This is a genomic window from Roseateles depolymerans, assembly GCF_003387155.1.
Classification (GTDB): domain Bacteria; phylum Pseudomonadota; class Gammaproteobacteria; order Burkholderiales; family Burkholderiaceae_C; genus Roseateles; species Roseateles depolymerans.
The window spans coordinates 146,548-166,433 of record NZ_QUMT01000006.1 but is presented as its reverse complement, the minus strand read 5'-3'; the positions used below and the strand labels follow the sequence as shown (position 1 = coordinate 166,433).

The 19,886-nt window shown below is 66.4% G+C and carries 20 protein-coding genes and 1 pseudogene; 13 read left to right on the top strand and 8 right to left on the bottom strand.

What is annotated here, in order from left to right:
• Positions 1 to 21: 21 nt before the first annotated feature.
• From dalD to DES44_RS22715, 4 genes are all read left to right on the top strand, one after another.
• Positions 22 to 1,473: a D-arabinitol 4-dehydrogenase gene (gene dalD / locus DES44_RS22730; RefSeq protein ID WP_058934378.1), complete on the top strand. Its 1,452-nt coding sequence runs from the start codon at positions 22 to 24 to the stop codon at positions 1,471 to 1,473.
• 75 nt (positions 1,474 to 1,548) lie between these two features.
• Positions 1,549 to 2,478: a helix-turn-helix domain-containing protein gene (locus DES44_RS22725; protein WP_058937276.1), complete on the top strand. Its 930-nt coding sequence runs from the start codon at positions 1,549 to 1,551 to the stop codon at positions 2,476 to 2,478.
• Between the two features lie 53 nt (positions 2,479 to 2,531).
• On the top strand, positions 2,532 to 3,578 hold the full coding sequence (locus DES44_RS22720; RefSeq protein ID WP_058934379.1) for a PfkB family carbohydrate kinase: 1,047 nt from the start codon (positions 2,532 to 2,534) through the stop codon (positions 3,576 to 3,578).
• Positions 3,579 to 3,633: 55 nt separating this feature from the next.
• Complete coding sequence (locus tag DES44_RS22715) at positions 3,634 to 3,975, top strand: helix-turn-helix domain-containing protein (RefSeq protein ID WP_083525432.1); 342 nt, start codon at positions 3,634 to 3,636, stop codon at positions 3,973 to 3,975.
• A gap of 33 nt (positions 3,976 to 4,008) precedes the next feature.
• Here the strand turns inward: DES44_RS22715 and maiA are convergent, their stop codons facing one another.
• Positions 4,009 to 4,659, bottom strand: coding sequence for a maleylacetoacetate isomerase (gene maiA / locus DES44_RS22710; protein ID WP_198164918.1), 651 nt, complete (start codon positions 4,657 to 4,659; stop codon positions 4,009 to 4,011).
• Positions 4,653 to 5,495: an IclR family transcriptional regulator gene (locus DES44_RS22705; RefSeq protein ID WP_058934380.1), complete on the bottom strand. Its 843-nt coding sequence runs from the start codon at positions 5,493 to 5,495 to the stop codon at positions 4,653 to 4,655. Before DES44_RS22705 ends, maiA begins: the two co-directional genes overlap by 7 nt.
• Positions 5,496 to 5,597: 102 nt before the next feature.
• Here DES44_RS22705 and DES44_RS22700 point away from each other — a divergent pair, with 102 nt between their 5' ends.
• The 5 genes and pseudogenes from DES44_RS22700 (at position 5,598) to fahA (ending at position 11,384) form a co-directional block, all read left to right on the top strand.
• Complete coding sequence (locus DES44_RS22700; RefSeq protein WP_058934381.1) at positions 5,598 to 6,551, top strand: MBL fold metallo-hydrolase; 954 nt, start codon at positions 5,598 to 5,600, stop codon at positions 6,549 to 6,551.
• Between the two features lie 18 nt (positions 6,552 to 6,569).
• The gene (locus DES44_RS22695; RefSeq protein ID WP_058934382.1) at positions 6,570 to 8,387 is read left to right on the top strand and encodes an FAD-dependent oxidoreductase; all 1,818 of its coding nucleotides are present in this window, start codon (positions 6,570 to 6,572) and stop codon (positions 8,385 to 8,387) included.
• A pseudogene (locus DES44_RS25765) lies at positions 8,378 to 8,554 on the top strand (DUF2783 domain-containing protein); the annotation flags it as partial. The gene DES44_RS22695 and the pseudogene DES44_RS25765, both read left to right, overlap by 10 nt.
• 146 nt (positions 8,555 to 8,700) lie before the next feature.
• The gene (gene hmgA / locus DES44_RS22685; protein WP_058934384.1) at positions 8,701 to 10,038 is read left to right on the top strand and encodes a homogentisate 1,2-dioxygenase; all 1,338 of its coding nucleotides are present in this window, start codon (positions 8,701 to 8,703) and stop codon (positions 10,036 to 10,038) included.
• A 2-nt stretch (positions 10,039 to 10,040) separates the two neighbouring features.
• Positions 10,041 to 11,384, top strand: coding sequence for a fumarylacetoacetase (fahA, locus tag DES44_RS22680; RefSeq protein ID WP_058937278.1), 1,344 nt, complete (start codon positions 10,041 to 10,043; stop codon positions 11,382 to 11,384).
• A gap of 2 nt (positions 11,385 to 11,386) precedes the next feature.
• Here the strand turns inward: fahA and DES44_RS22675 are convergent, their stop codons facing one another.
• Positions 11,387 to 11,830: a hypothetical protein gene (locus tag DES44_RS22675; protein ID WP_116001881.1), complete on the bottom strand. Its 444-nt coding sequence runs from the start codon at positions 11,828 to 11,830 to the stop codon at positions 11,387 to 11,389.
• 284 nt (positions 11,831 to 12,114) lie between these two features.
• On the opposite strand from DES44_RS22675, the gene DES44_RS22670 reads away from it, so the two are divergent.
• The 4 genes from DES44_RS22670 (at position 12,115) to DES44_RS22650 (ending at position 15,462) form a co-directional block, all read left to right on the top strand.
• Positions 12,115 to 13,245, top strand: coding sequence for a PA0069 family radical SAM protein (locus DES44_RS22670; RefSeq protein ID WP_083525433.1), 1,131 nt, complete (start codon positions 12,115 to 12,117; stop codon positions 13,243 to 13,245).
• 369 nt (positions 13,246 to 13,614) lie between these two features.
• On the top strand, positions 13,615 to 14,055 hold the full coding sequence (locus DES44_RS22660) for a hypothetical protein (RefSeq protein WP_116001877.1): 441 nt from the start codon (positions 13,615 to 13,617) through the stop codon (positions 14,053 to 14,055).
• Positions 14,056 to 14,311: 256 nt separating this feature from the next.
• On the top strand, positions 14,312 to 14,848 hold the full coding sequence (locus tag DES44_RS22655) for an SMI1/KNR4 family protein (RefSeq protein WP_058934387.1): 537 nt from the start codon (positions 14,312 to 14,314) through the stop codon (positions 14,846 to 14,848).
• A 77-nt stretch (positions 14,849 to 14,925) separates the two neighbouring features.
• Entirely contained in the window at positions 14,926 to 15,462 is a 537-nt protein-coding gene (locus DES44_RS22650) for an SMI1/KNR4 family protein (RefSeq protein ID WP_170156733.1), read from the top strand.
• A gap of 33 nt (positions 15,463 to 15,495) precedes the next feature.
• On the opposite strand, the gene DES44_RS22645 is transcribed toward DES44_RS22650, so the two are convergent.
• The 5 genes from DES44_RS22645 to DES44_RS22625 all read right to left on the bottom strand — a co-directional run bounded on the left by DES44_RS22645 (position 15,496) and on the right by DES44_RS22625 (position 19,815).
• Positions 15,496 to 16,065, bottom strand: coding sequence for a DUF2878 domain-containing protein (locus tag DES44_RS22645; RefSeq protein WP_058934389.1), 570 nt, complete (start codon positions 16,063 to 16,065; stop codon positions 15,496 to 15,498).
• A gap of 126 nt (positions 16,066 to 16,191) precedes the next feature.
• Entirely contained in the window at positions 16,192 to 17,142 is a 951-nt protein-coding gene (locus DES44_RS22640) for a fasciclin domain-containing protein (protein WP_232309958.1), read from the bottom strand.
• A gap of 91 nt (positions 17,143 to 17,233) precedes the next feature.
• A complete protein-coding gene (locus DES44_RS22635) occupies positions 17,234 to 18,850 on the bottom strand; it encodes a cryptochrome/photolyase family protein (protein WP_058934390.1) in 1,617 nt (538 codons plus the stop codon).
• Entirely contained in the window at positions 18,847 to 19,032 is a 186-nt protein-coding gene (locus DES44_RS22630; protein ID WP_058934391.1) for a DUF2256 domain-containing protein, read from the bottom strand. The genes DES44_RS22635 and DES44_RS22630 overlap by 4 nt, the downstream gene beginning before the upstream one ends.
• A gap of 9 nt (positions 19,033 to 19,041) precedes the next feature.
• Positions 19,042 to 19,815, bottom strand: coding sequence for a lipocalin family protein (locus DES44_RS22625; RefSeq protein WP_232309959.1), 774 nt, complete (start codon positions 19,813 to 19,815; stop codon positions 19,042 to 19,044).
• Between the last annotated feature and the right edge of the window lie 71 nt (positions 19,816 to 19,886).

Below are 19,886 nucleotides of genomic sequence, written 5' to 3'. Positions count from 1 at the left end.
TGAAGACCCTCCCGATCTGCCATGACGACTGCTCAAGACACTCTCACCATCCTGCATCTGGGCCTGGGTTCCTTCCACCGTGCCCATCAGGCGGTCTACCTGCATCAGCTGCATGCACTGGGCGACACCCGCTGGGTGCTGGCCGGTGGCAACCTGCGGCCGGACATGCAGGAGACCATCGACGCCCTGGTGGCCCAGAACGGCGCCTACACGCTGGAGACGGTGACAGCCCAAGGGGAGCGCCGCTACACCTGGATCGATGCGATCCGCACCGTGGTGCCGTGGACGGCGGATCTGTCGGGCCTCGTGGCGCTGGCCTGTGCGCCCACCACCCGCATCATCTCCTTCACCGTCACCGAGGCGGGTTACTACCTCAACAGCCAGCACCAGCTCGACTGGGACAGCGCTCCGGACCTGAAGGCCGATCTGCAGGCGGTGCGCGAAGGCCGTGCCGGCAGCACCCTGTACGGCGCGCTGACCACGCTGCTGCGCGCCCGCATGGCGTCGGGCGCGGGCGATGTGACCCTGCTGAACTGCGACAACCTGCGCCACAACGGCGAGCGGTCGCGCCACGGCCTGCTGCAGTTCGTGCGGGCGCTGGGCGATGATGCGCTGGCGCAATGGATCGAGACCCACACCACCAGCCCCAATGCCATGGTGGACCGCATCACGCCGCGCCCCACGCCTGAAGTGGCCGCGCGGGTGCTGGCCGCCACCGGGCGCCAGGACCGCGCCGCGCTGATGGGCGAGAGCTTCATCCAGTGGGTGATCGAGGACCGCTTCATCAATGGCCGGCCCGACTGGGCGCGCGTGGGCGTGGAGCTGGTGGACTCGGTGGCCCCCTATGAGGAAGCCAAGATCCGCCTGCTCAATGCCACGCACAGCTGCATCGCCTGGGCCGGCACGCTGGTGGGCTACACCTACATCCATGAAGGCACGCACGATCCGGCCATTCGCCAACTGGCCTTCAACTACGTGACCGACGACGCCATCCCGGTGCTGCAACCGAGCCCCATCGACCTGGCCGCCTACCGCGACGTGGTGCTGGATCGATTCAGCAACCCGGCCATTGCCGACACCAACCAGCGCGTCGCGATGGACGGCTTCAGCAAGATCCCGGGCTTCATCGCGCCCACGGTGCGTGAGCGTCTGGCGCGCGGGGAGAGCATTGCCAGCGTGGCCGTGTTGCCGGCGCTGTTCCTGGCCTACCTCCATCGCTGGCATGCCGGCCAGATTCCCTACACCTACCAGGACCAGGCCATGGACCCGGCCGTCGCCCATGCCATCTGCGCCTCGGCCGACCCGGTGGCCGCGTTTGCCGCCGACCCGGTGCTGTGGGGCGAACTGGCCGGGGATGCACGGTTGGTCCAGGCGCTTCGCACCGCCACGGAGCAGGTGGATCGCTTTGTGGCGGGCCATTCTTCCCAGCATTCCTCGAAGCATTCCACGTCCACGCCGCCTTCGCACCCTTGATCCGGTTGGGGCGGGCCCGTCGCCGCTGCGATGATGGGGCCCAGCCAACCCTCGCCACCCTCGCCGGGAGCCTTCATGTCCTCGCTTCATGCCTTGCCGCGCCAGACCAAGCCCGAGCTCGAGCATGCGTTTTCGCGTGTGCCCGAGCTGGGCTACGAGCCGCCGGAGACGGCCGGATTCATCCGCTGCCTCTCCCACGGGTTTCCGACGCCGCTGGCCCGCTGGCACTACCACGATGAATACGAGCTGCACCTGATCACCGCGTCGTCCGGCAAGGTGTTCGTCGGGGACTGGATCGGCCAGTTCCAGCCGGGGCAACTGGTGCTGACCGGGCCGCGCTTGCCGCACAACTGGATCAGCATGGACGTGCCGGAAGCCGGCTATGCCGAGCGCGACCTGGTGGTGCAGTTTCCGCATCAGCCGCTGGCGCTGGCGGCGGAAGGCATCGCCGAATTGCGGGAGGTGATGCCGCTGCTGGAGCGTGCGCGCCATGGCATCGAATTCTTCGGCATGCAGGACAAGGCGACCGAGCATTGGCACCGCATCAAATCCAGCCAGGGCCTGGCCCGCTTCGCGGCCTTCTGCAACTGGATGAGCGAGCTGGCGCGCTGCACCGACTTCCGCCTGCTCTCCAGCGCACAGCTGCAGAGCGAGGACAGCGACACGCAACTGGCGCAGATCAATGCCGTGGTCAGCCGCATCACCGACAACATGGCCGCGCCGGTGTCCGCGGCCGACCTGGCCCGGGAACTGGGCATGACGGAGAGCCGCTTCTCGCGCTTCTTCCGCCGCGCCACCGGCAACACCTTCACCGACTTCGTGAACCTGATCCGGGTGAACCGGGCCTGTCAGCTGCTGCAGGAGTCGGAGCGCTACATCACCCACATCGCCTACGAGGTGGGTTTCAACAACATGGCCAACTTCAACCGCCGCTTCCTGGACATCAAGGGCATGACGCCCACCGAATACCGCAAGCAGGCGGCGGGGCGGTTCGGCGGGCGTTGAGGCCTGTGGGCCAACGATTCGACTGAATAGCCGCGTCCGTGAGGACCCATCCCATGACTTCGACATCCTTCCAACCTCTCGACACCGCCACCGACACCAACACCGGCAACGCCCTCCAAGTGGCGGTGGCTGGCGAGGCGCTGATCGACCTCATCCGCCGTGAAGACGGCAGCTACCTGCCGTGCCTGGGCGGCGCGCTCTACAACCTGAGCCGTGCGCTGTCGCGGCAGGGCGTGGGCATCCAATATCTCAATCCGCTGTCGCGTGACCGCTTCGGGCGGGAGCTGCGGGCACAACTGGTGGCCGACGGCGTGCAACTGGCGGTGCCGGAAGCGGTGCAGCAGGTGACGTCCCTGGCAGTGGTGAACCTGGACCCCAACGGCCATCCCGACTACGCCTTCTACCGCGAGGGCGTTGCGGACCGCGCGGTCTCAGCCGCCACTCTGACGGCGGCCTGTGCCACGCTGCCGGCCCTGGAGATCGTGTGCAGCGGCGCGCTGGCGCTGGATGCCCGGGACACGTCGATCTATCTGCCGTGGCTGGAAGCGCAGCGGCAGGCGGGCCGCTGTGTGGTGGTGGATGCGAACCTGCGTCCGTCGGTGATGCCGGACCTGCCGGCCTACCGGGCGGCGGTGCATGCGGCCTTGTCGCTGGCCCATGTCATCAAGGTCAGCGACGAGGATCTGGAGCACTTGGGCGTGCGCGGCACCGACGTGCTGGACCAGGCGCGGGGCCTGATGGCGTCACACCCGGGTTGTGAGCTGCTGGCGCTGACGGTGGGGGCCGGCGGCGCCTGGCTGATGCAGCGCAGCGGCGCCACCTGCTACGCCAAGGAGGCCGCCCCGCTGGAGGTGGTCGACACGGTCGGCGCGGGCGACAGCTTCCTGGCGGGGCTGCTGGCCTATCTGCTGCGGCAGTCGCGCCGGTCCGCGGACGGACGCTTCGTGGACGATCTGCGGGCGCTGTCCCCGACCGTCTGCCATCAGGCGCTCCGCCATGCATTGGCCAGTGCCAGCCTGTGCGTGCAGGAGCAGGGCTGCGTGCCGCCGAGCTGGGAAGCAGCGAGCCGGTGGGCGGTGGAGCGGCCGGCGCTGGGCTAAGTCGCTAAATGCCGTGCGCCTTCTATAGAAGGCGCTACGTGCTATATTGCCTTCCATGAAAGGCGCCGTCGAACGCATTCCCGGAATTCCCGAACCCGTCAGCCGGCGTGCTGCGGAGTTGGGACAACGCGTGCGTGCGGCACGAATCCGTCGCAAGTGGCGGCGCGAGGACCTGGCCTCCAGGTCAGGCCTGAGCCGCACAGCCGTGGAAGCTGTTGAGAACGGAAAGCTGTCCACCGGTCTTGGAACTTATTTGCGGGTGCTCTGGGCGTTGGGGCTGGACCGTGAATTCGATCTGCTTGCGGACCCAGGCCTCGATCGAGATGGCATGGCATTGGAGTTCCACCTTCAGTCCAAACGCGTTCGTGTTCAGAGGAAGCTGGACAACGACTTCTGAAATCCGGCTTCCGCGCACACTGTGCGCGGACTGTCACTCCGCATCCCCTTGCCGCGCCGGTGACGCCGCTTCAAACGCCGGCAGCTGGTTGCAGTGGGTCCACACCCGCTCGATGCGGGGATAGTGCTCCAGCGTCACCCCGAAGCGCAGGGCGTTGAAGACCTGCGGAATCAGCACCACGTCGGCCAGCGTTGCCTGCTCGCCCACGCAGAATGGGCCCGGAAGGCCAGCCGGGCCCGCCAGCCGCTGCTCAATGGCCGCAAAGCCGGTGCGTATCCAGTGCTGCACCCATTGCCGTCGCTGCTCATCCGTGGCGCCGAAGGCGGTGGTGAGATGCTGCAGCACCCGCAGGTTGTTCACCGGATGGATCTCGCAGGCCACATCCAGCGCCAGGCTTCGGATAAAGGCACGCTGCTCCGGCGTGCCGGGCAGCAGGGCAGGGGTGGGATACCGCTCCTCCAGATATTCCAGGATGCTGAGGGACTGCGTCAGCACATGGCCTTCGGTCTGCAGCACCGGCAGCAGTTCCGCAGGGTTCAGCGCCTTGAACGCCGGCTGGTGATGCTGGCCGCCGTCCCGCACCAGATGCACCGGCACGCTCTCATACGGCAGCCCTTTGAGGTTCAGCGCAATCCGCACGCGGTAGGCCGCAGAACTGCGAAAGTAGGTGTGCAAGGTCAGCAAGGTGTTCTCCCGCCCATCTGGCGCATGAGGTCCTGCGCAGCGGCGCGCAGGCGTGTGGCAATGTCTCCGTCCCAGGCCGCGTCGAAGGCGCCGGAGGGGCCGATGGCCGTCAGCGCCAGCGCCAGTGCGCCCTCGCTGTCAAAGACCGGCACCGCCAGGGCGCTGACGCCCTCCACGATGCTGTCGACCGAGCGATGCATGCCGCGGCCCCGCACCTGCGTCAGCAGCGCCGCAAACTCGTCCCAGGTGGGCGCCGGTGCCGCCGCTGCGGAAGACCGGCTGCCCGCGCCGCGTGTCAGGTCCATGTCGCCCAGCCGCAGGAAGTCGGCCCACAGCGCGCGGACCTCCTCCTCGGGCCGGTAGGCCGCGAACAGCGGCCCCGACGCGGTATTCCACAGCGACACGACCGTGCCGTGCCGCATCGTCACGTGGATGGGGGCGGGCGAGGCGGCGGTCCGCACGATCGTGGCCCCATGCGAGCCCCACACCGCAATCGCCACCGTGTGTCCCAGCTCCGTCGCCAGCGCATCGAGCTGCGCGGTGGCCAGCCGGATCGGATCGACCTGCTGGATGCCGATCAACCCCATCTCCATCGCCAGCGGCCCCAGTCCGTAATAGCCGGTGACCGGGTCCTGGCTCATCAGCCCCAGCTTGCAAAAGCTCACGAGGTAAGGATGGGCTTTGGCGGCACTCATGCCCGCGGCCTGGGACAGGGTCTTGAGCGGCAGCGGATGGCCCTGCGCCGCCGCCGCCTTGAGCAGCCGGCCGCCCACCTCGATGCTCTGGATGCCACGTCGGTCGTCCGCGCGCTCTTCCGTCTGGTCTTCGATGCTCATGCGTATTCACCCCACATTCAGCATTGTTGAATAAATTTGGCGTCGTCGGCTATATTTGCCAATATGTAATGCGTTTTCTTTGGATGAACGGAGACCCCACCCATGAGCAAGCAGTTCGCCAGCCACGCCGACCTGGAGGAAAAGCGGGTCTCGTTCGTCAAGCTCAGTGACAACGCCTATGCCTACACCGCGGAAGGCGACCCGAACACCGGCGTGATCATCGGAGACGAGTCGGTCATGGTCATCGACACGCAGGCCACCCCCGCCATGGCGCAGGACGTCATCCGCCGCATCCGGGAGGTGACCGACAAGCCCATCGATTACGTGGTGCTGAGCCACTATCACGCGGTGCGGGTGCTGGGCGCCTCGGCTTACCAGCCGCGCCACATCATTGCCAGCCGCGACACCTACGACCTCATCGTCGAGCGCGGTGAGCAGGACAAGGCCAGCGAGATCGGCCGCTTCCCGCGGCTCTTCCGCAATGTCGAATCGGTCCCCGCGGGCCTGACCTGGCCGACGATCACCTTTCAGGGCGCGATGAGCCTGTGGCTGGGCTCGCTGGAAGTGCAGCTGCTGCAACTGGGGCGCGGCCACACCAAGGGCGACACGGTCGCCTGGCTGCCGCAGCAGAAGATCCTCTTCAGCGGCGACCTGGTGGAGTTCGATGCCACCCCCTACGCAGGTGATGCCTACTTCGCCGACTGGCCGCAGACGCTGGACCGCCTGGCGGCGCTGGAGCCGGTGGCGCTGGTGCCTGGCCGAGGCGCAGCGCTGACGACGCCCGAGGCCGTTGCCCAGGGCCTGGCCGGCACGCGCGCCTTCATTGCCGACCTGCATGCCGCCGTGAAAGCCGGTGTGGCCGCTGGCAAGGACCTCACCGCGGTCTACCGGGACACCTATGCCTCGATGAAGGCGCGCTATGGGCACTGGGTCATCTTTGACCACTGCATGCCCTTCGACGTCACCCGCTGTTATGACGAGGTGACGGCGCATCCGCATCCCCGCATCTGGACGGCGCAGCGCGACATCGAGATGTGGAAAGCGCTGGAAGGCTGAGAGGCGAGGAGGCCCTCCATGACACCGCCCCTGAGCGACTCTGACTTGTCGCCGTCCCTGGGTTACCGGCGCCATGCCGACCAGGACGCTGCCGCACCGGTGCGTCGGCCGGTGGTGGTGGTCGGCGCCGGGCCGGTGGGGCTGTCGCTGGCGATCGATCTGGCGTTGCAGCAGGTGCCGGTGGTGCTGCTCAACAACGACGGACGCTTGTCGGTCGGCTCCCGGGCGCTGTGCTTTGCCAAGCGCACGCTGGAGATCTTCGACCGCCTCGGATGCGGCGAGCCGATCGTGGGCCAGGGCGTGTCCTGGCATGTGGGGCGGGTGTTCTTCCGCGACCAGCAGGTCTATCAGTTCGACCTGCTGCCCGAGGCGGGCCATCGCCGTCCGGCGTTCATCAACCTGTCCCAGCACGACCTGGAAGCCCACCTCGTGGCCCGAGCGGCGCAACTGCCGCTGCTGGATCTGCGTTGGCACCATGCGGTCGTGGGCCTGGACGCGTGTCCCACCCATGCTCGGCTGACCGTCCGCACGCCGGAGGGGGACTATCTTCTGGACGCAGACCACGTCGTCGCCTGCGACGGTTCCCGCTCGCCGCTGCGAGGCATGCTGGGCCTGGACACGCAGGGACGCAGCTTCCGCGACCGCTTCCTGATCGCGGATGTGCGCATGCGGGCGCCGTTTCCGGCGGAACGCTGGTTCTGGTTCGACCCGCCGTTCCACCCGGGGCAAAGCGTGCTGCTGCATCGTCAGCCGGACGGCGTCTGGCGCATCGACTTCCAGTTGGGCTGGGACGCGGACCCTGAGCAGGAGAAGCGGCCCGAGAACATCCTGCCGCGCGTGCAGGCGCTGATGGCACAGGCCTCGCGGGCCGCCGGCGGGAATGGGGAGATTCCGGAGATGGAGCTGGTGTGGGCGTCGGTCTACACCTTTGCCTGCCAGCGAATGGAGCGCTTCCGCCATGGCCGCGTGCTGTTTGCCGGGGACGCCGCGCATGGCGTGTCGCCGTTCGGCGCGCGCGGGGCCAACTCCGGCATCCAGGATGCGGACAACCTGGCATGGAAGCTGGCGTGGGTGATCCGGGGGCAGGCGCCCGAGTCCCTGCTGGAGACCTATGCGCGTGAACGCGAGGTCGCAGCGGACGACAACATCCGCCATTCCACGCGGTCTACGGACTTCATCACGCCCAAGTCGGCAGTGAGCCGCTTGTTCCGCACGGCGGTGCTGGATCTGGCCAAGGACTTCGAGTTTGCGCGCAAGCTGGTGAACAGCGGTCGGTTGTCGCTGCCCACGACGCTGGTGGACTCGTCACTCAACACCGAGGATGGCGAGCCATTTGGCGGCGTGCTGGCGCTCGGTGCACCGATGGTGGATGCGCCTGTCGCTCTTGTGTCCGCTGCAGCAGCGATGAGCGCAAGCGCCAGGACTGGATGGCTTCTCGACACGCTGGTGCCGGGTCGTTTCAGCGTGGTGATGTTCCTGGATGTTGCGCAGAGCGGCTCGCAGGTTCAACACATGCTGTCGAGCATCGGCAACGCGCTGCAGGGGCAGCCCGCGACGACGGTGTTGCTGCTGCTGCCGCCAGATGCTGCTGACGTTGGTGACATGCTGTGCGAGCCCACGCCCCCCGGTCTGACGGTCCACTTGCTTCGAGACCTGCAAGGCCTCGCTCAGACGCGCTGTGATGCGCAGCCAGGCACCGTTTTGCTGCTGCGTCCCGATCAGCATCTGTGCGCCCGTTGGCGGCGCTTGAAACCGGAGCTGCTTCGTGACGCGATGCTTCGCGCAGCAGGCCTGCCCAGCGCCACGATGGCAAAGGAGGAGCTGGCATGCCACTGATCACCGCGCCGCATCTGGACGCGCCCGATGACTTCTATGAAGCCTTGCTGGCCGCCCACCAGGGCTTGAGCGAGGCCGACAGCCACGCCTTCAATGCAAGGCTGATTCTTCTGCTGGCCAATCACATCGGCCGTCTCGATGTGCTGCGCGCGGCGCTGACGGCCGCAGGTGCCGAAGCCGCGGCAGCAATGCCGAGGGCATCGACGACAGACGCTGCATGGACGTCCGCAACGGTGTCCACAACGACCTCCGCGACGCCCGCCACAACGCGCTCCGCAACGCCTCTTCCCACGACTTCCCCTCAGGGACTGCCATGAACGCTCCCCAAACCTCCGACCACTTGAGCCAGGCCGACGGCGCCACGTCGCTGCGCTACCAAAGCGGTTTCGCCAACCAGTTCGAGACCGAAGCCGTCCCCGGCGCGCTGCCCAAGGGCCGCAACAGCCCGCAACGCGCACCGATGGACCTCTATCCGGAACTGCTCTCCGGCTCGGCCTTCACCGCGCCGCGTGTGGAGAACCGCCGCACCTGGCTCTACCGACGCCAGCCGTCGGTGGTCACCAGCCCGTTCCGGCCCTTCGAAGCGCCGCTGTGGACCACCGGTGCCGCGGGCGGCGTCTCCGTGCCGCCAGACCCCCTGCGCTGGCATCCGTTCCCGTTGCCGCAAGGCGCCGAGTCCTGGGACTTCGTGGAGGGCATCCGCACCGTGGTGGCCAATGGCGACCCGGACGCGCAGACCGGCATGGCCGCGCTGGTGTACCTGTGCAACCGCTCCATGCAGCAGCGCGCGCTGATGAATGCGGATGGCGAGATGCTGATCGTGCCGCAGCAAGGCGGCCTGCGCCTGGTGACGGAGATGGGCCTGCTCGACGTCATCCCCGGCGAGATCGCGCTGATGCCGCGCGGTGTCACCTTCCGCGTGGAGCTGCATGAAGCGCAGGCCCGCGGCTACATCTGCGAGAACTACGGCGCTCCCTTCCGCCTGCCCGAGCTGGGCCCCATCGGCAGCAACGGACTGGCCAACCCGCGCGACTTCCTGGCGCCGGTGGCGGCGCATGAACCGCAGCAGGCCTATGAAGTGATCCGCAAGATTGGCGGGGAGCTCTGGCATAACCAGCAGGCGGTGACGCCCTTCAACGTCGTGGCCTGGCACGGCAACCTCACGCCGGTGAAGTACGACACCGCAAATTTCATGACCATCGGGTCGATCAGCTTCGACCATCCGGACCCGTCCATCTTCACCGTGCTCACATCGCCGAGCGACACACCGGGCACGGCCAACTGCGACTTCGTGATCTTCCCGCCGCGCTGGCTGGTGCAGGAGGACACCTTCCGTCCGCCCTGGTACCACCGCAATGTGATGAGCGAATTCATGGGCCTCATCTACGGCCAGTACGATGCCAAGCCGGAAGGCTTCCGGCCGGGCGGTGCCAGCCTGCACAACAGCCATGTGCCGCATGGCCCGGACACCGAGGCCTTCAATGCCGCCAGCACCCGCACGCTGACGCCGCAAAAGCTCGACCACACGCTGGCCTTCATGTTCGAAAGCCGCTGGCGCTTCCGACCCACCCGCTACGCCATGCAGGGTGGGGCGCTGGACACCCAATATGCCGCCTGCTGGGCAGGCCTCCAGGATCAATTCAAAGGCTGATGATGACTTCGCTGAGTTCCCTCTCCATCGACCACACCCACGACCCGGCGCTGCGCAGCTGGGTCTCGGGCGCCAACGATGAGACCACCGAGTTCCCACTGCAGAACCTGCCGCTGGGCATGGCGCGGCCAGCCGGCCAATCCGGCGCCTTCCGGCCCTTTGCCGCCATCGGCGCGGAAGCGGTGGACCTGATCGCCGCGGCGGCGCTGGGCGTGTTTTCCGATGAGCTGGCCGCCGTGCTGCGGGCCTGTGAAGGACAGGGCCTGAATCCGCTGATGGCGGCGGGTCCGGCGCTGCGGCGCCAGTGCCGCCACGCACTGGTGGCCGTGCTGGACGAGAAGGCGGATGCGGAGTGGCCCGGCAAGCTGTCGGCGGCCCTGGTGTCGCAGTCTTCGCTGGAATTCACGCTGCCCTGCCGCATTGGCGACTACACCGACTTCTATGCCGGCATCCATCACGCCACCGCCGTGGGCAAGCTGTTCCGTCCGGACAACCCGCTGCTGCCCAACTACAAGTGGGTGCCCATCGGGTACCACGGCCGGGCGTCGTCGATTGGCGTGAGCGGCCAGCAGTTCCACCGCCCGCTTGGACAAAGCAAGGCGCCCGATGCCGAGGTGCCCAGCTTCGGGCCCAGCAAGCGGCTGGACTATGAGCTGGAAGTCGGGGCCCTGGTGGGGCTGGGCAATGCCCAAGGCACGCCGGTGGCCCTGGCGCAGGCCGAGGACCATCTGTTCGGTCTGGTGCTGCTGAATGACTGGTCCGCGCGGGATGTGCAGGCCTGGGAATACCAGCCGCTGGGCCCCTTCCTGGCCAAGAGCTTTGCCACCACCGTGTCGCCCTGGGTGGTGACCATGGAAGCGCTGGCGCCGTTCCGCCGGCCCTTCAGCCGCGCTGCGGACGATGTGCAGCCGCTGCCCTATCTGCAGGGGGACACGAATGCCGCGCAGGGCGCGATCTCCATCCAACTGGAAGTGCATCTGCAGACGGCGGCCATGCGCGCCGCGCAGCAACCGCCGCATCGCCTGATGCGGTCGGACTTTGCCGACTGCTACTGGACCTTCGCCCAGATGCTGACCCATCACGCGAGCAATGGCTGCAACCTCCAGCCGGGCGATCTGTTCGGTTCAGGCACCCAGTCGGGGCCGGCATCGGACCAGGGCGGGTCGCTGCTGGAGCTGACCCAGGGCGGCAAGCAGCCGCTGACCTTGCCCCATGGCGAGCAACGCACCTTCCTTCAGGACGGTGACAGCGTGGCGCTGGTGGGATTCTGCGAGGCCCCCGGACGTCGCCGTATCGGCTTTGGGCCCTGCGTGGGCACGGTGCTGCCGGCCATCGGCGCGGCCTGAGCTCAGAGGGGATCGGGCGGATCGACCTGCGTGGGCTCGAAGCCCGCATCGTCCTGGTCCGCCCGGGCCATGGCGGGCTGGCGGCGCTGGTCGTTGCGCTGAAGCATCTGGGACACTTCCTGGGCACTGGCCCGGGGAGGGGCGGGCGGCGGCGGAGGCACCTGCACCGGCGCGGGTGCCGCAGGCTGCTCGGCCAGCGAGGCCAACTTGCGCCGGGCACGATCGGCAAACAGGCGAAGGTCAGCGAGCTCGGTCTGCAGTTGCTCCACCTGACGGCGGGCCTGCGTGTTCTGCTGGTCCAGCAGATTGCGGGAAGCGGCGAGGTGGTCGGACATGCGCTGAACCGCGCTGAGCCTGCGCCCCCAATGCCAACTGGCGCCGGCCACGCCGACCCCCAGGCCGGCCACGACGCCGACTGCGGCCATCCACGCTTGCACCTGACTCATCCCACCTCTCCCTGAACGACTGCGACCGATTTTTTTGGAGGACCGTTGACGGCGGTCGCCAGCTTACGCCGTAAGCGAAGGCACTCTAGCGGGGCGCACTGCGGACGGCTATCGGGGGCACCCTCTAAAACGTCGCGTAACCGCACCAGCCGTGAAATTGCAACGGCGGCGGTCGCGTTCACTGCAGCGGCCACTCTCCGCGGCAAGAGGGCGGGGCGTTGAAAGCCCGCGCGGGCCGCAAGGTGGGACTGGAACTTTGCGAAAATACTGGATAGATTAACAGTATGTCGCGCCCCACTTTTACCCCCACCCCCATCGCCGGTCCGGAGTTGTACGTCCAGCCTGACGCGCTGAAAGGGCGGGGCAGTGCCTGGGCGATTCCTCACCGCTTCGAACGCAACGACCGGGACCAGTTCGATGACGGCTGGGGCACGCTGGACCAGGAAGCCCGCGAGGAACACCTGCCCCCGCGCACGGAGGTGATGGAGGAGCATGCGAAGAAGATCCTCAGCTCCAACCAGTCTCCGGACATCGGCTTTGATTACTCCATCAATCCGTACCGCGGTTGCGAGCATGGCTGCATCTACTGCTTTGCCCGCCCCACCCACAGCTATCTGAACCTGTCCCCGGGCCTGGACTTCGAAACGCGCCTGGTGGCCAAGGTCAATGCGGCGCAGCGCCTGCGGGAGACGCTGGCGTCACCCAGCTACCAGCCCTCGTATCTATGCATCGGCACGGCGACGGATGCCTACCAGCCGGTGGAGCGCAAGCTGGGCATTACGCGCCAGATCATTGAGGTGCTGGCGGAGGCGCAGCATCCGTTTTCGCTGGTGACCAAGTCCAGCGGTGTGGAGCGAGACCTGGACCTGCTGGCGCCAATGGCGCAGCGCAATCAGGTGTCGGTCTATGTGTCGGTGACGACGCTGGATTCGGAGCTGGCGCGCACGCTGGAGCCCAGAGCGGCAGCACCGCACCGGCACCTGCAGACGATTCGTGCGTTGTCCGAGGCAGGCGTGCCAGTGGGCGTGAGCGTGTCGCCGCTGATTCCATTCCTCAATGAACCGGAGCTGGAGCGCATTCTGGAAGCTGCGGCGGAGGCGGGCGCGCAGCGGGCGTTCAGCATTCCGCTGCGCCTGCCGTGGGAAGTGAATCCGCTCTTCCAGGACTGGTTGCAGCAGCATCAGCCCGCCAAAGCGGCGCGCATCATGGCCCGGCTGCGGGACATGCGCGGCGGCAAGGACAACGATGCGCGGTTTGGCACCCGCATGAAGGGCGAGGGCATCTGGGCGGAGTTGATGCATCAGCGCATGCGCAAGGCCTGTGAGCGCTTCGGCCTGGGGCGGCAGCGGCATGAGCTGGATTTCAGTCAGTTCCGCGCGCCGGCGATGGAGGCGGGGCAGCAGTCGCTGTTTTAGGGGATTCCAAGGCGAACGTCAGAGAGCGGTCTGGGCCCGAACGTCGACGACATTGCGGGCAAGTCGCCGACATTGCAGAAGGAGACTCGGCGAATCACCCCGCCTACAACGCCGTTTACGATCCGTCTATGAAGGATGGCAACGCGGGCGCAGCAAGAGACCAGATCGGCATGGTCTTCGGAAATGGCGAGTGCGTGTCCGTGGCGACGAATCCGGCTCACAACGAGTATGACGGCGGTTGATATGACAAGGCATTCCCCGGCAAGCCATGCGGTCCAAAAGACCTGTCGCTGGATCTCCATCGTGGCATGGTGCTGTGCCGCCACAATCGCTTCTGCCCAATCCCCTTCCTCGCCAAAGCCCAGGACCATGAATCCACTCGACCTCTGGACCCTCGTGGACGACTTGCCGACGCGCACGCCGTTCGACAAGGAGAAGATCGAACAGGCGCTGCGCATCGTCCTGATCCAGGATGAAGAGCTCACGAACGAGTACTTCACCGCGCTCAAGGGCGGGCCAGTGAGTCTCGCGCGGGAAGTCGACATCGAGGCGGTGAGCTTGCGTGTCTCTGTCAAGGAACCGACCGAAAAGTGGCTGCTGAACCTCACGGTCGCCGGCAAATGCGTGGCGCGCAGCGACGTCCTCGCGCGCTACCCACGTCTGGAAGTGACAAACGCGCCTCGAGGCCGATCTCCCAACGAGGAGACCTCCTACTCCCGCAAGGAGTTGTGGGGCAAGTTGAGCTTCGGATTTGCGCAGCGCAATCCGGACTGCCTGAGTTCGGTGCTTTTCACGGGCCCCAAGTGGTGACCGGGTACCCAGAACACTGATAGAGGACTTTCGATGTAACCCGCCGCTCGTCGCCGGCTTCCCGACCGTGCTGATCGGCGCGAATGTATTGACCCAGTGAAAACCTGCTCAGGTGCTACCGTTGAGAGGAAGACACCATGAGTTCGTTGATGAACGAAGAAATCAAGCGCTGGACGGCCAAGCGCACGACGCTGTGTCTCACACCGGCGGTGCGTCGATCGTCACGGACTCCAAATCTTGATACCGAAGGAGTCTCATGAGTTGGAAACTGGTGTTCCCCAAGATCGAGTCCTACCCCGTCGTCACTCTGCAAGACGTGCGCGAGTTTGAGACGCGCCATCAGATGTCCTTGGCGCCGGACTATGTGGACTTCCTCGTCAGTCATCGGGGTTCTCCTCCGATGTTCGTGAACGAACAGACTGAGTACACATGTCCTGAGTTCACCGTCGACTGGGGCGACAAGCCCGCGCGCGTCAGCGGGCCGACGGTGCGACTTGAAGCGACCTACAGCATCTTCACCGGCAAGGACGTGCAGTCCGCCTTCGACAGCGGCTATGACTTGGACGACAGCATCAGTTGGAACGATCATCTGTACCCGCCCGGCCTGCTGCCGATCGGATCGAATGCCGGCAACTCGCTGTTCATGCTGGGCGTGAACCAGGAGCATGCAGGCAAGGTCTTCTACCTGTCGACCTTCCACGTGCCCGACCCCATCTCGTTTGAGCACATCGGATTCATTGCCCCGACCTTCACCGACTTTTTGAAGTCGGCTCGCCCGGCCGAGCGGCCTTAGTGCTCGCGACAGGGCAGAGACGGGTGAGGACTCGATCGTGAAGGATGCTCCATTCTGAATTTTTTCAAGGACCAGCCATGACTTGGCGAATTGTTTATCCGTTCTTGAATGACTTTCCGGTGATCACGCGGGAGGACATTGCAGCTTTCGAGACGCGGAACAGTCTGAAGCTCCCGCAGGAATATGCGGCATACCTGGTAGAGCACAGAGGCGCGCCACCGATGTTGCAGAACGACGAAGGCGAGTACCGCGGTGTGTTATTTCCCATCGATTGGGCTGGCAAGAAAGCGCAGTCTTACGGTCCTGAGGCGCTGCTGGAAACAACCTTCAGCCTGTTCGAGGGGAAGGAGACCACATCTCCGTATCGAGGCGGCGCGAACCTGGACGATTGCATGATCTGGAATGAGCATTTGCATCCTCCTGGCCTCCTGCCGATTGGCACGGATCCCGGCAATTCGTTGTTCCTCATCGGGCTCGAAGGTGAGCTGACGGGAAAGGTATTTTTCCTTTCGACGTGGGCAATTCCTTCTCCGATGTCGTTTGAACACATCGGGCTCGTGGCTCCGTCATTCAATGAATTTCTTCGTTCGGCGCGCCCAGACGAGGCGTCTTGAACCCGCCAACAGATTGATCGTCAGACCATCGCCTCACACACTCGCCACCGGCTTCACCCCCCGCCCCCGCGTCGGCAACCACCGCGCCATCTCCGTGAGCATCGGTGTCATCACCGCCCATCCCGCGCCCAGTACCAGCATCGACTGCGTCGTGTCCGGAAACTTCCCCGCCCCCAGCCGCACCGCAGCCAGATACGACATCGGCCCGCCCACCGCCCCCAACACCGCGGCCAGCACCGGCCGCCCATGCAGCCATGACAGCGGCCCGCGCACCAGCGTCGCAAACAGCGCCCACAGCGCCAGGATCCACACCGGTGCCCACATCGCCAGCGGCCCGGGCGACGCGTACTCCACCCAGCCTGCACGAAGCATCCAGGTGTCCCACACCACGCCCATCAGCACTGCCTGCACCGCCAGCACCCCATCCACCCAGCGCTGATCACTCAGCGTCCAGCTGATGGCCACCCAGGCCATCACCGCCAGCACGCCCCAGCCCACATGCCCGTGGGCCGCCCCCAAAATGCAGGCGAACCAGGCGCCCTGGAACAGGCAGAACTCCACAAGACCTCTCACGATCTTGTTCACGGCAGGACGTTGGGCCATGGTGCGTTGGCGCTCAAAGGCGCGTTGATTCCAAAAACAAGGCGGTGAGCCCGAAAGCCCACCGCCATTCTTGCTGGCATTCTTGCCATCATTGCGGCGTCCGTCACCAGACGCCGCAGCACTGCCTTACAGCGGGTTGGGGATCAGCACCTTGTCCACCACGTGGATCACGCCATTGCTGGCCAGCACGTCGGTCGCCACGATCTTGGCGCGAGTGGTCGTGGAGTCGGTGATGGTCGGCGGCGTGCCCGCGTTGATGGTGATGCTCTGGCCCAGCACCGTGGTCACCGGCGTGCCAAACGGAATGTTGGCGGCCAGCACCTGGCTCGGCAGCACGTGGTAGGTCAGCACGTTGGTCAGCTGCTGCGTGGTCAGGCCGCTCACCGTCGAGGCAATGGCCGCGAAGGCATCATTGGTCGGAGCAAACACGGTGAAGGGACCGGCGCCGCTCAGCGTGCCCTGCAGGTTGGCCTGCACCACCGCGCTCACCAGCGTGGTGAAGCTCGGGTTGACCTGCGCCATCTGCACGATGTTGAGCAGGCCGGGGGGCACCAGCACCTTGTCCACGGCGTGGATCACACCATTGCTGGCGGCCACGTCGGCCGTCGTGACCTTGGCCGTCGTCAGCGCGCCGTCCTGGATGTTCACGCCGCCGGTGAAGTTCAGCGTCAGGGACACGGTGTTGCCGTTGAGCTTGTACAGCGTCGCCTGCGTCGTGCCGCCAGCGGTCAAGTCAGCCGCGGACTTGCGACTGCCCAGCACGTGGTACTGCAGGATGCTGGCCAGCGTGGAGGCCGGCAGCGCGGTGACCATGGCGTCCGCGCTGGAGAAACCCAGCTGCGTGGCGAGTTTGGTGAAAGCGTCATTGGTCGGCGCAAACACCGTCAGCGACACCGAGGTGTCCGCCAGCGTGCTGGCCAGGCCGGCCTTGTTGGCCGCCGCCACCAGTGCGGTGAAGCCGCGCTCCTGGGCCGCCTGCGCGATGGTGGGCGGCGGCGAGTCGTCGTCGCCGCCACAGGCCGTCAGCATCATCGATACCGCCGCGGCTCCGAGGAACCATTTGAAGAAGCGCATCATGTTCGAGTCTCCTGTATTGAAGGGGTAGGACCGGCGCTGCTCATCCGGGCGCCGGATCGCTAGCCTCATACGGTGACTTCTTCACGCTGGATCAGGAATTTTTTTGTTTGTTACTCTGGGTGCGATGGCGCACATCTTCGATGAACACGGGCTGAACGTGCCATCGGTCCCGATGGGCCTGGGCCTGCGCCGTGATCGCGGAAAGCTCTTCATTCGAGAGTCGGTCCAGGTTCCTCACCTGCGCACCCAGGCGCGGATGACGCGCAAACTTCGAGCGGTGACGGATGAGGAAGTCCCAATACAGCGTGGTGTACGGGCAAGCCTGAGGGCCGACGCGCTGATCGGGCCGGTAAGCACAGTCGGCACAATATTTGCCGCTGCTCTGTCGTTCGATGTACTTGCCGCTCGCAATGTAGGGTTTGCTGGTGATGGCGCCGCCGTCCGCAAATTGGCTCATGCTGAGCGTGTTGGGCATCTCCACCCATTCCACCGCATCCACGTAGACGGACAGATACCACTCGTGCACTTCGCTGGGCCGCACGCCCAGCAGCAGCGCGTAGAGACCGGTGATCATCAGTCGCTGGATGTGGTGGGCATACCCGAGTTGCAGCGTCTGCTTGAGCGCATCGGCCAGGCAGCGCAGATCGGTATCGCCCGTCCAGTAGAAAGCGGGCAGGGGCTGCTGCGCATCCAGCGCATTGGCCTGCGCCAGCTCGGGCATGCGCGTCCAGTAGACGCCGCGCACATACTCGCGCCAGCCCAGCACCTGGCGGATGAAGCCTTCCACGCTGGCCAGCGGGGCATGCCCGTTGCGCCAGGCCTGCTCTGCCTGCGCCACCACTTCCTTGGGGCTGATCAGCTTCAGGTTCAGTGCGGCCGACAGATGCGCATGCCAGAGCCACGGCGTGTCCGGCCACATCGCGTCCTGCCACTGGCCGAAGTCGCACAGGCGTTCATTGATGAAGCGGGTCAGCGCGTGCTGTGCCTGCGCGCGGGTGACGGGCCAGTCGAAGGCGTCCAGCGATCCGGGGTGGTCTGCGAATGCGCGGTTCACCAGGTCGATCACTTCCTGCGTGATCGCATCTGGCGGAAAGCCCACCCGCTCCGGCAGGAAGCCGGGTCCATCAGGACCGAAGGCCTGCTGGTTCTCGGCATCGAAATTCCAGCGGTCGCCAGCGGGTTCGTCTCCGTCCATCAACACCCGATGCTGCTTGCGCATCATCCGGTAGAAGGTCTCCATGCGGAGGCCCTTGCGCTCCTTGGCGAACGCGGCGAATTCGCGCACGGTGCAGAAGAAGTGGCGGTCGTCCCGGACCTCCAGGGGCAGGCCGGCGTCGCTCGCCGCCGATCGCAGCGACTGCAGCACACGCCAGTCGCCGGGCGCGGTCATCACCAGGCGCTGGGGCTGCAGTCGCTGGACCGCGCGGGCCAGTTCACCGGCGAGGCTGCCGGTGTTGTCGGCATCGTCCAGCGTGACGTAGTCCAGCGGACGGCCCAGGCTGACCATCTCGTTGGCAAAGTGCCGCATCGCGGAGAGGAACAGCGCAATGCGGATGCGGCTGGACCACACATGGGTCGATTCCTCGCGCACCTCGGCCATCCAGACGCGGTCGGTGGCGGCATCGAAATCGTCGAAGGCGCTGGCGTCGGCGTCGAGCTGGTCCCCCAGCACGATCACCAGCGTGCGCACCGGTCCCAATGCGCTCATCGCGAAGTCCCTTCAGCAGCGCCGCGCTTGCGGCAGGCGTCGGAGCAGTACCGGACCTGGTCCCAGTTGCGGGCCCAGGCCTTGCGCCAGGTCATGGCGCGGCCGCAAGCGACGCAGGGCTTGGAGGGGAGGAAGGACTTGTTCCCGCGGAACCCGCTGGATGCGCCTTGGCCGCGGCTCATGGCGGACCTTCAGGGCGCGGAAGGCGCCGGCAGCGCAGCGGGAGCCGCGGCGGGCTGTACGGCAGTCAGGGGCTGCGTCTGCGGCGTGGCCACGAAAGCATCGGCATCAAAGCCCAGCGCCTTGGCCCGCTGCAGCAGCGCGTCCACGCGCGCCTGCGGCATCGTCGGCGTGCGCGACAGGATCCAGGCATATTTGCGGTCCGGCGCCCCCACCAGCACCTCGCGGTAGTCCGGGTCCAGGGCCAGCACCCAGTAGTCGCCGTAGAAGGGCCAGAAGAAGGTCACCTTGAGCTTGGCATTGCCGCTGCCCGGCACGACCTTGGCACGGCCCTTGATGTCGTCCAGCTCGCCGGTGGAGGTGCGGCAGCGGTTGATCACCCGCACGATGTCCCCGTCCAGGCGGTACTCGGCCTGCGTGTCCGCCACACATTGCTTCTGGAAGCGGTTGGGCAGCTTGGTGATCTCATACCAGCTGCCGGCATACCGGGCGAGGTCCACCGTGCTGACGGTGGGCAATGGCGCTTCGTCCGCATGCACCGGGTCGGCTGGCAGCACCATCAGCGCCGCAGACAGACAGGCCAGCATTGCCAGCGAGCAGAAACGACCCAGCCCGGTGACGGGCCGGGCTGTTGTGCTGGGCGTCGGAGCGGTCCGCGAGCGCATGGCGTGCGCTTCGTACGCCGCACCCTTGTCGTGGGCGGCCACGGCCGTCGCGCCGACGGGTCGGGTGACGCCGTCATCGGCCGTGGCCGGCCGACGGGAGAGAAAGGGCAGAAGACTCATGGGCAGCAGATGCCGACGGCGGGGGCCTCCATCACCGGACGCCCCCGCCGCCTGCCGGAAGGTGATTGAGC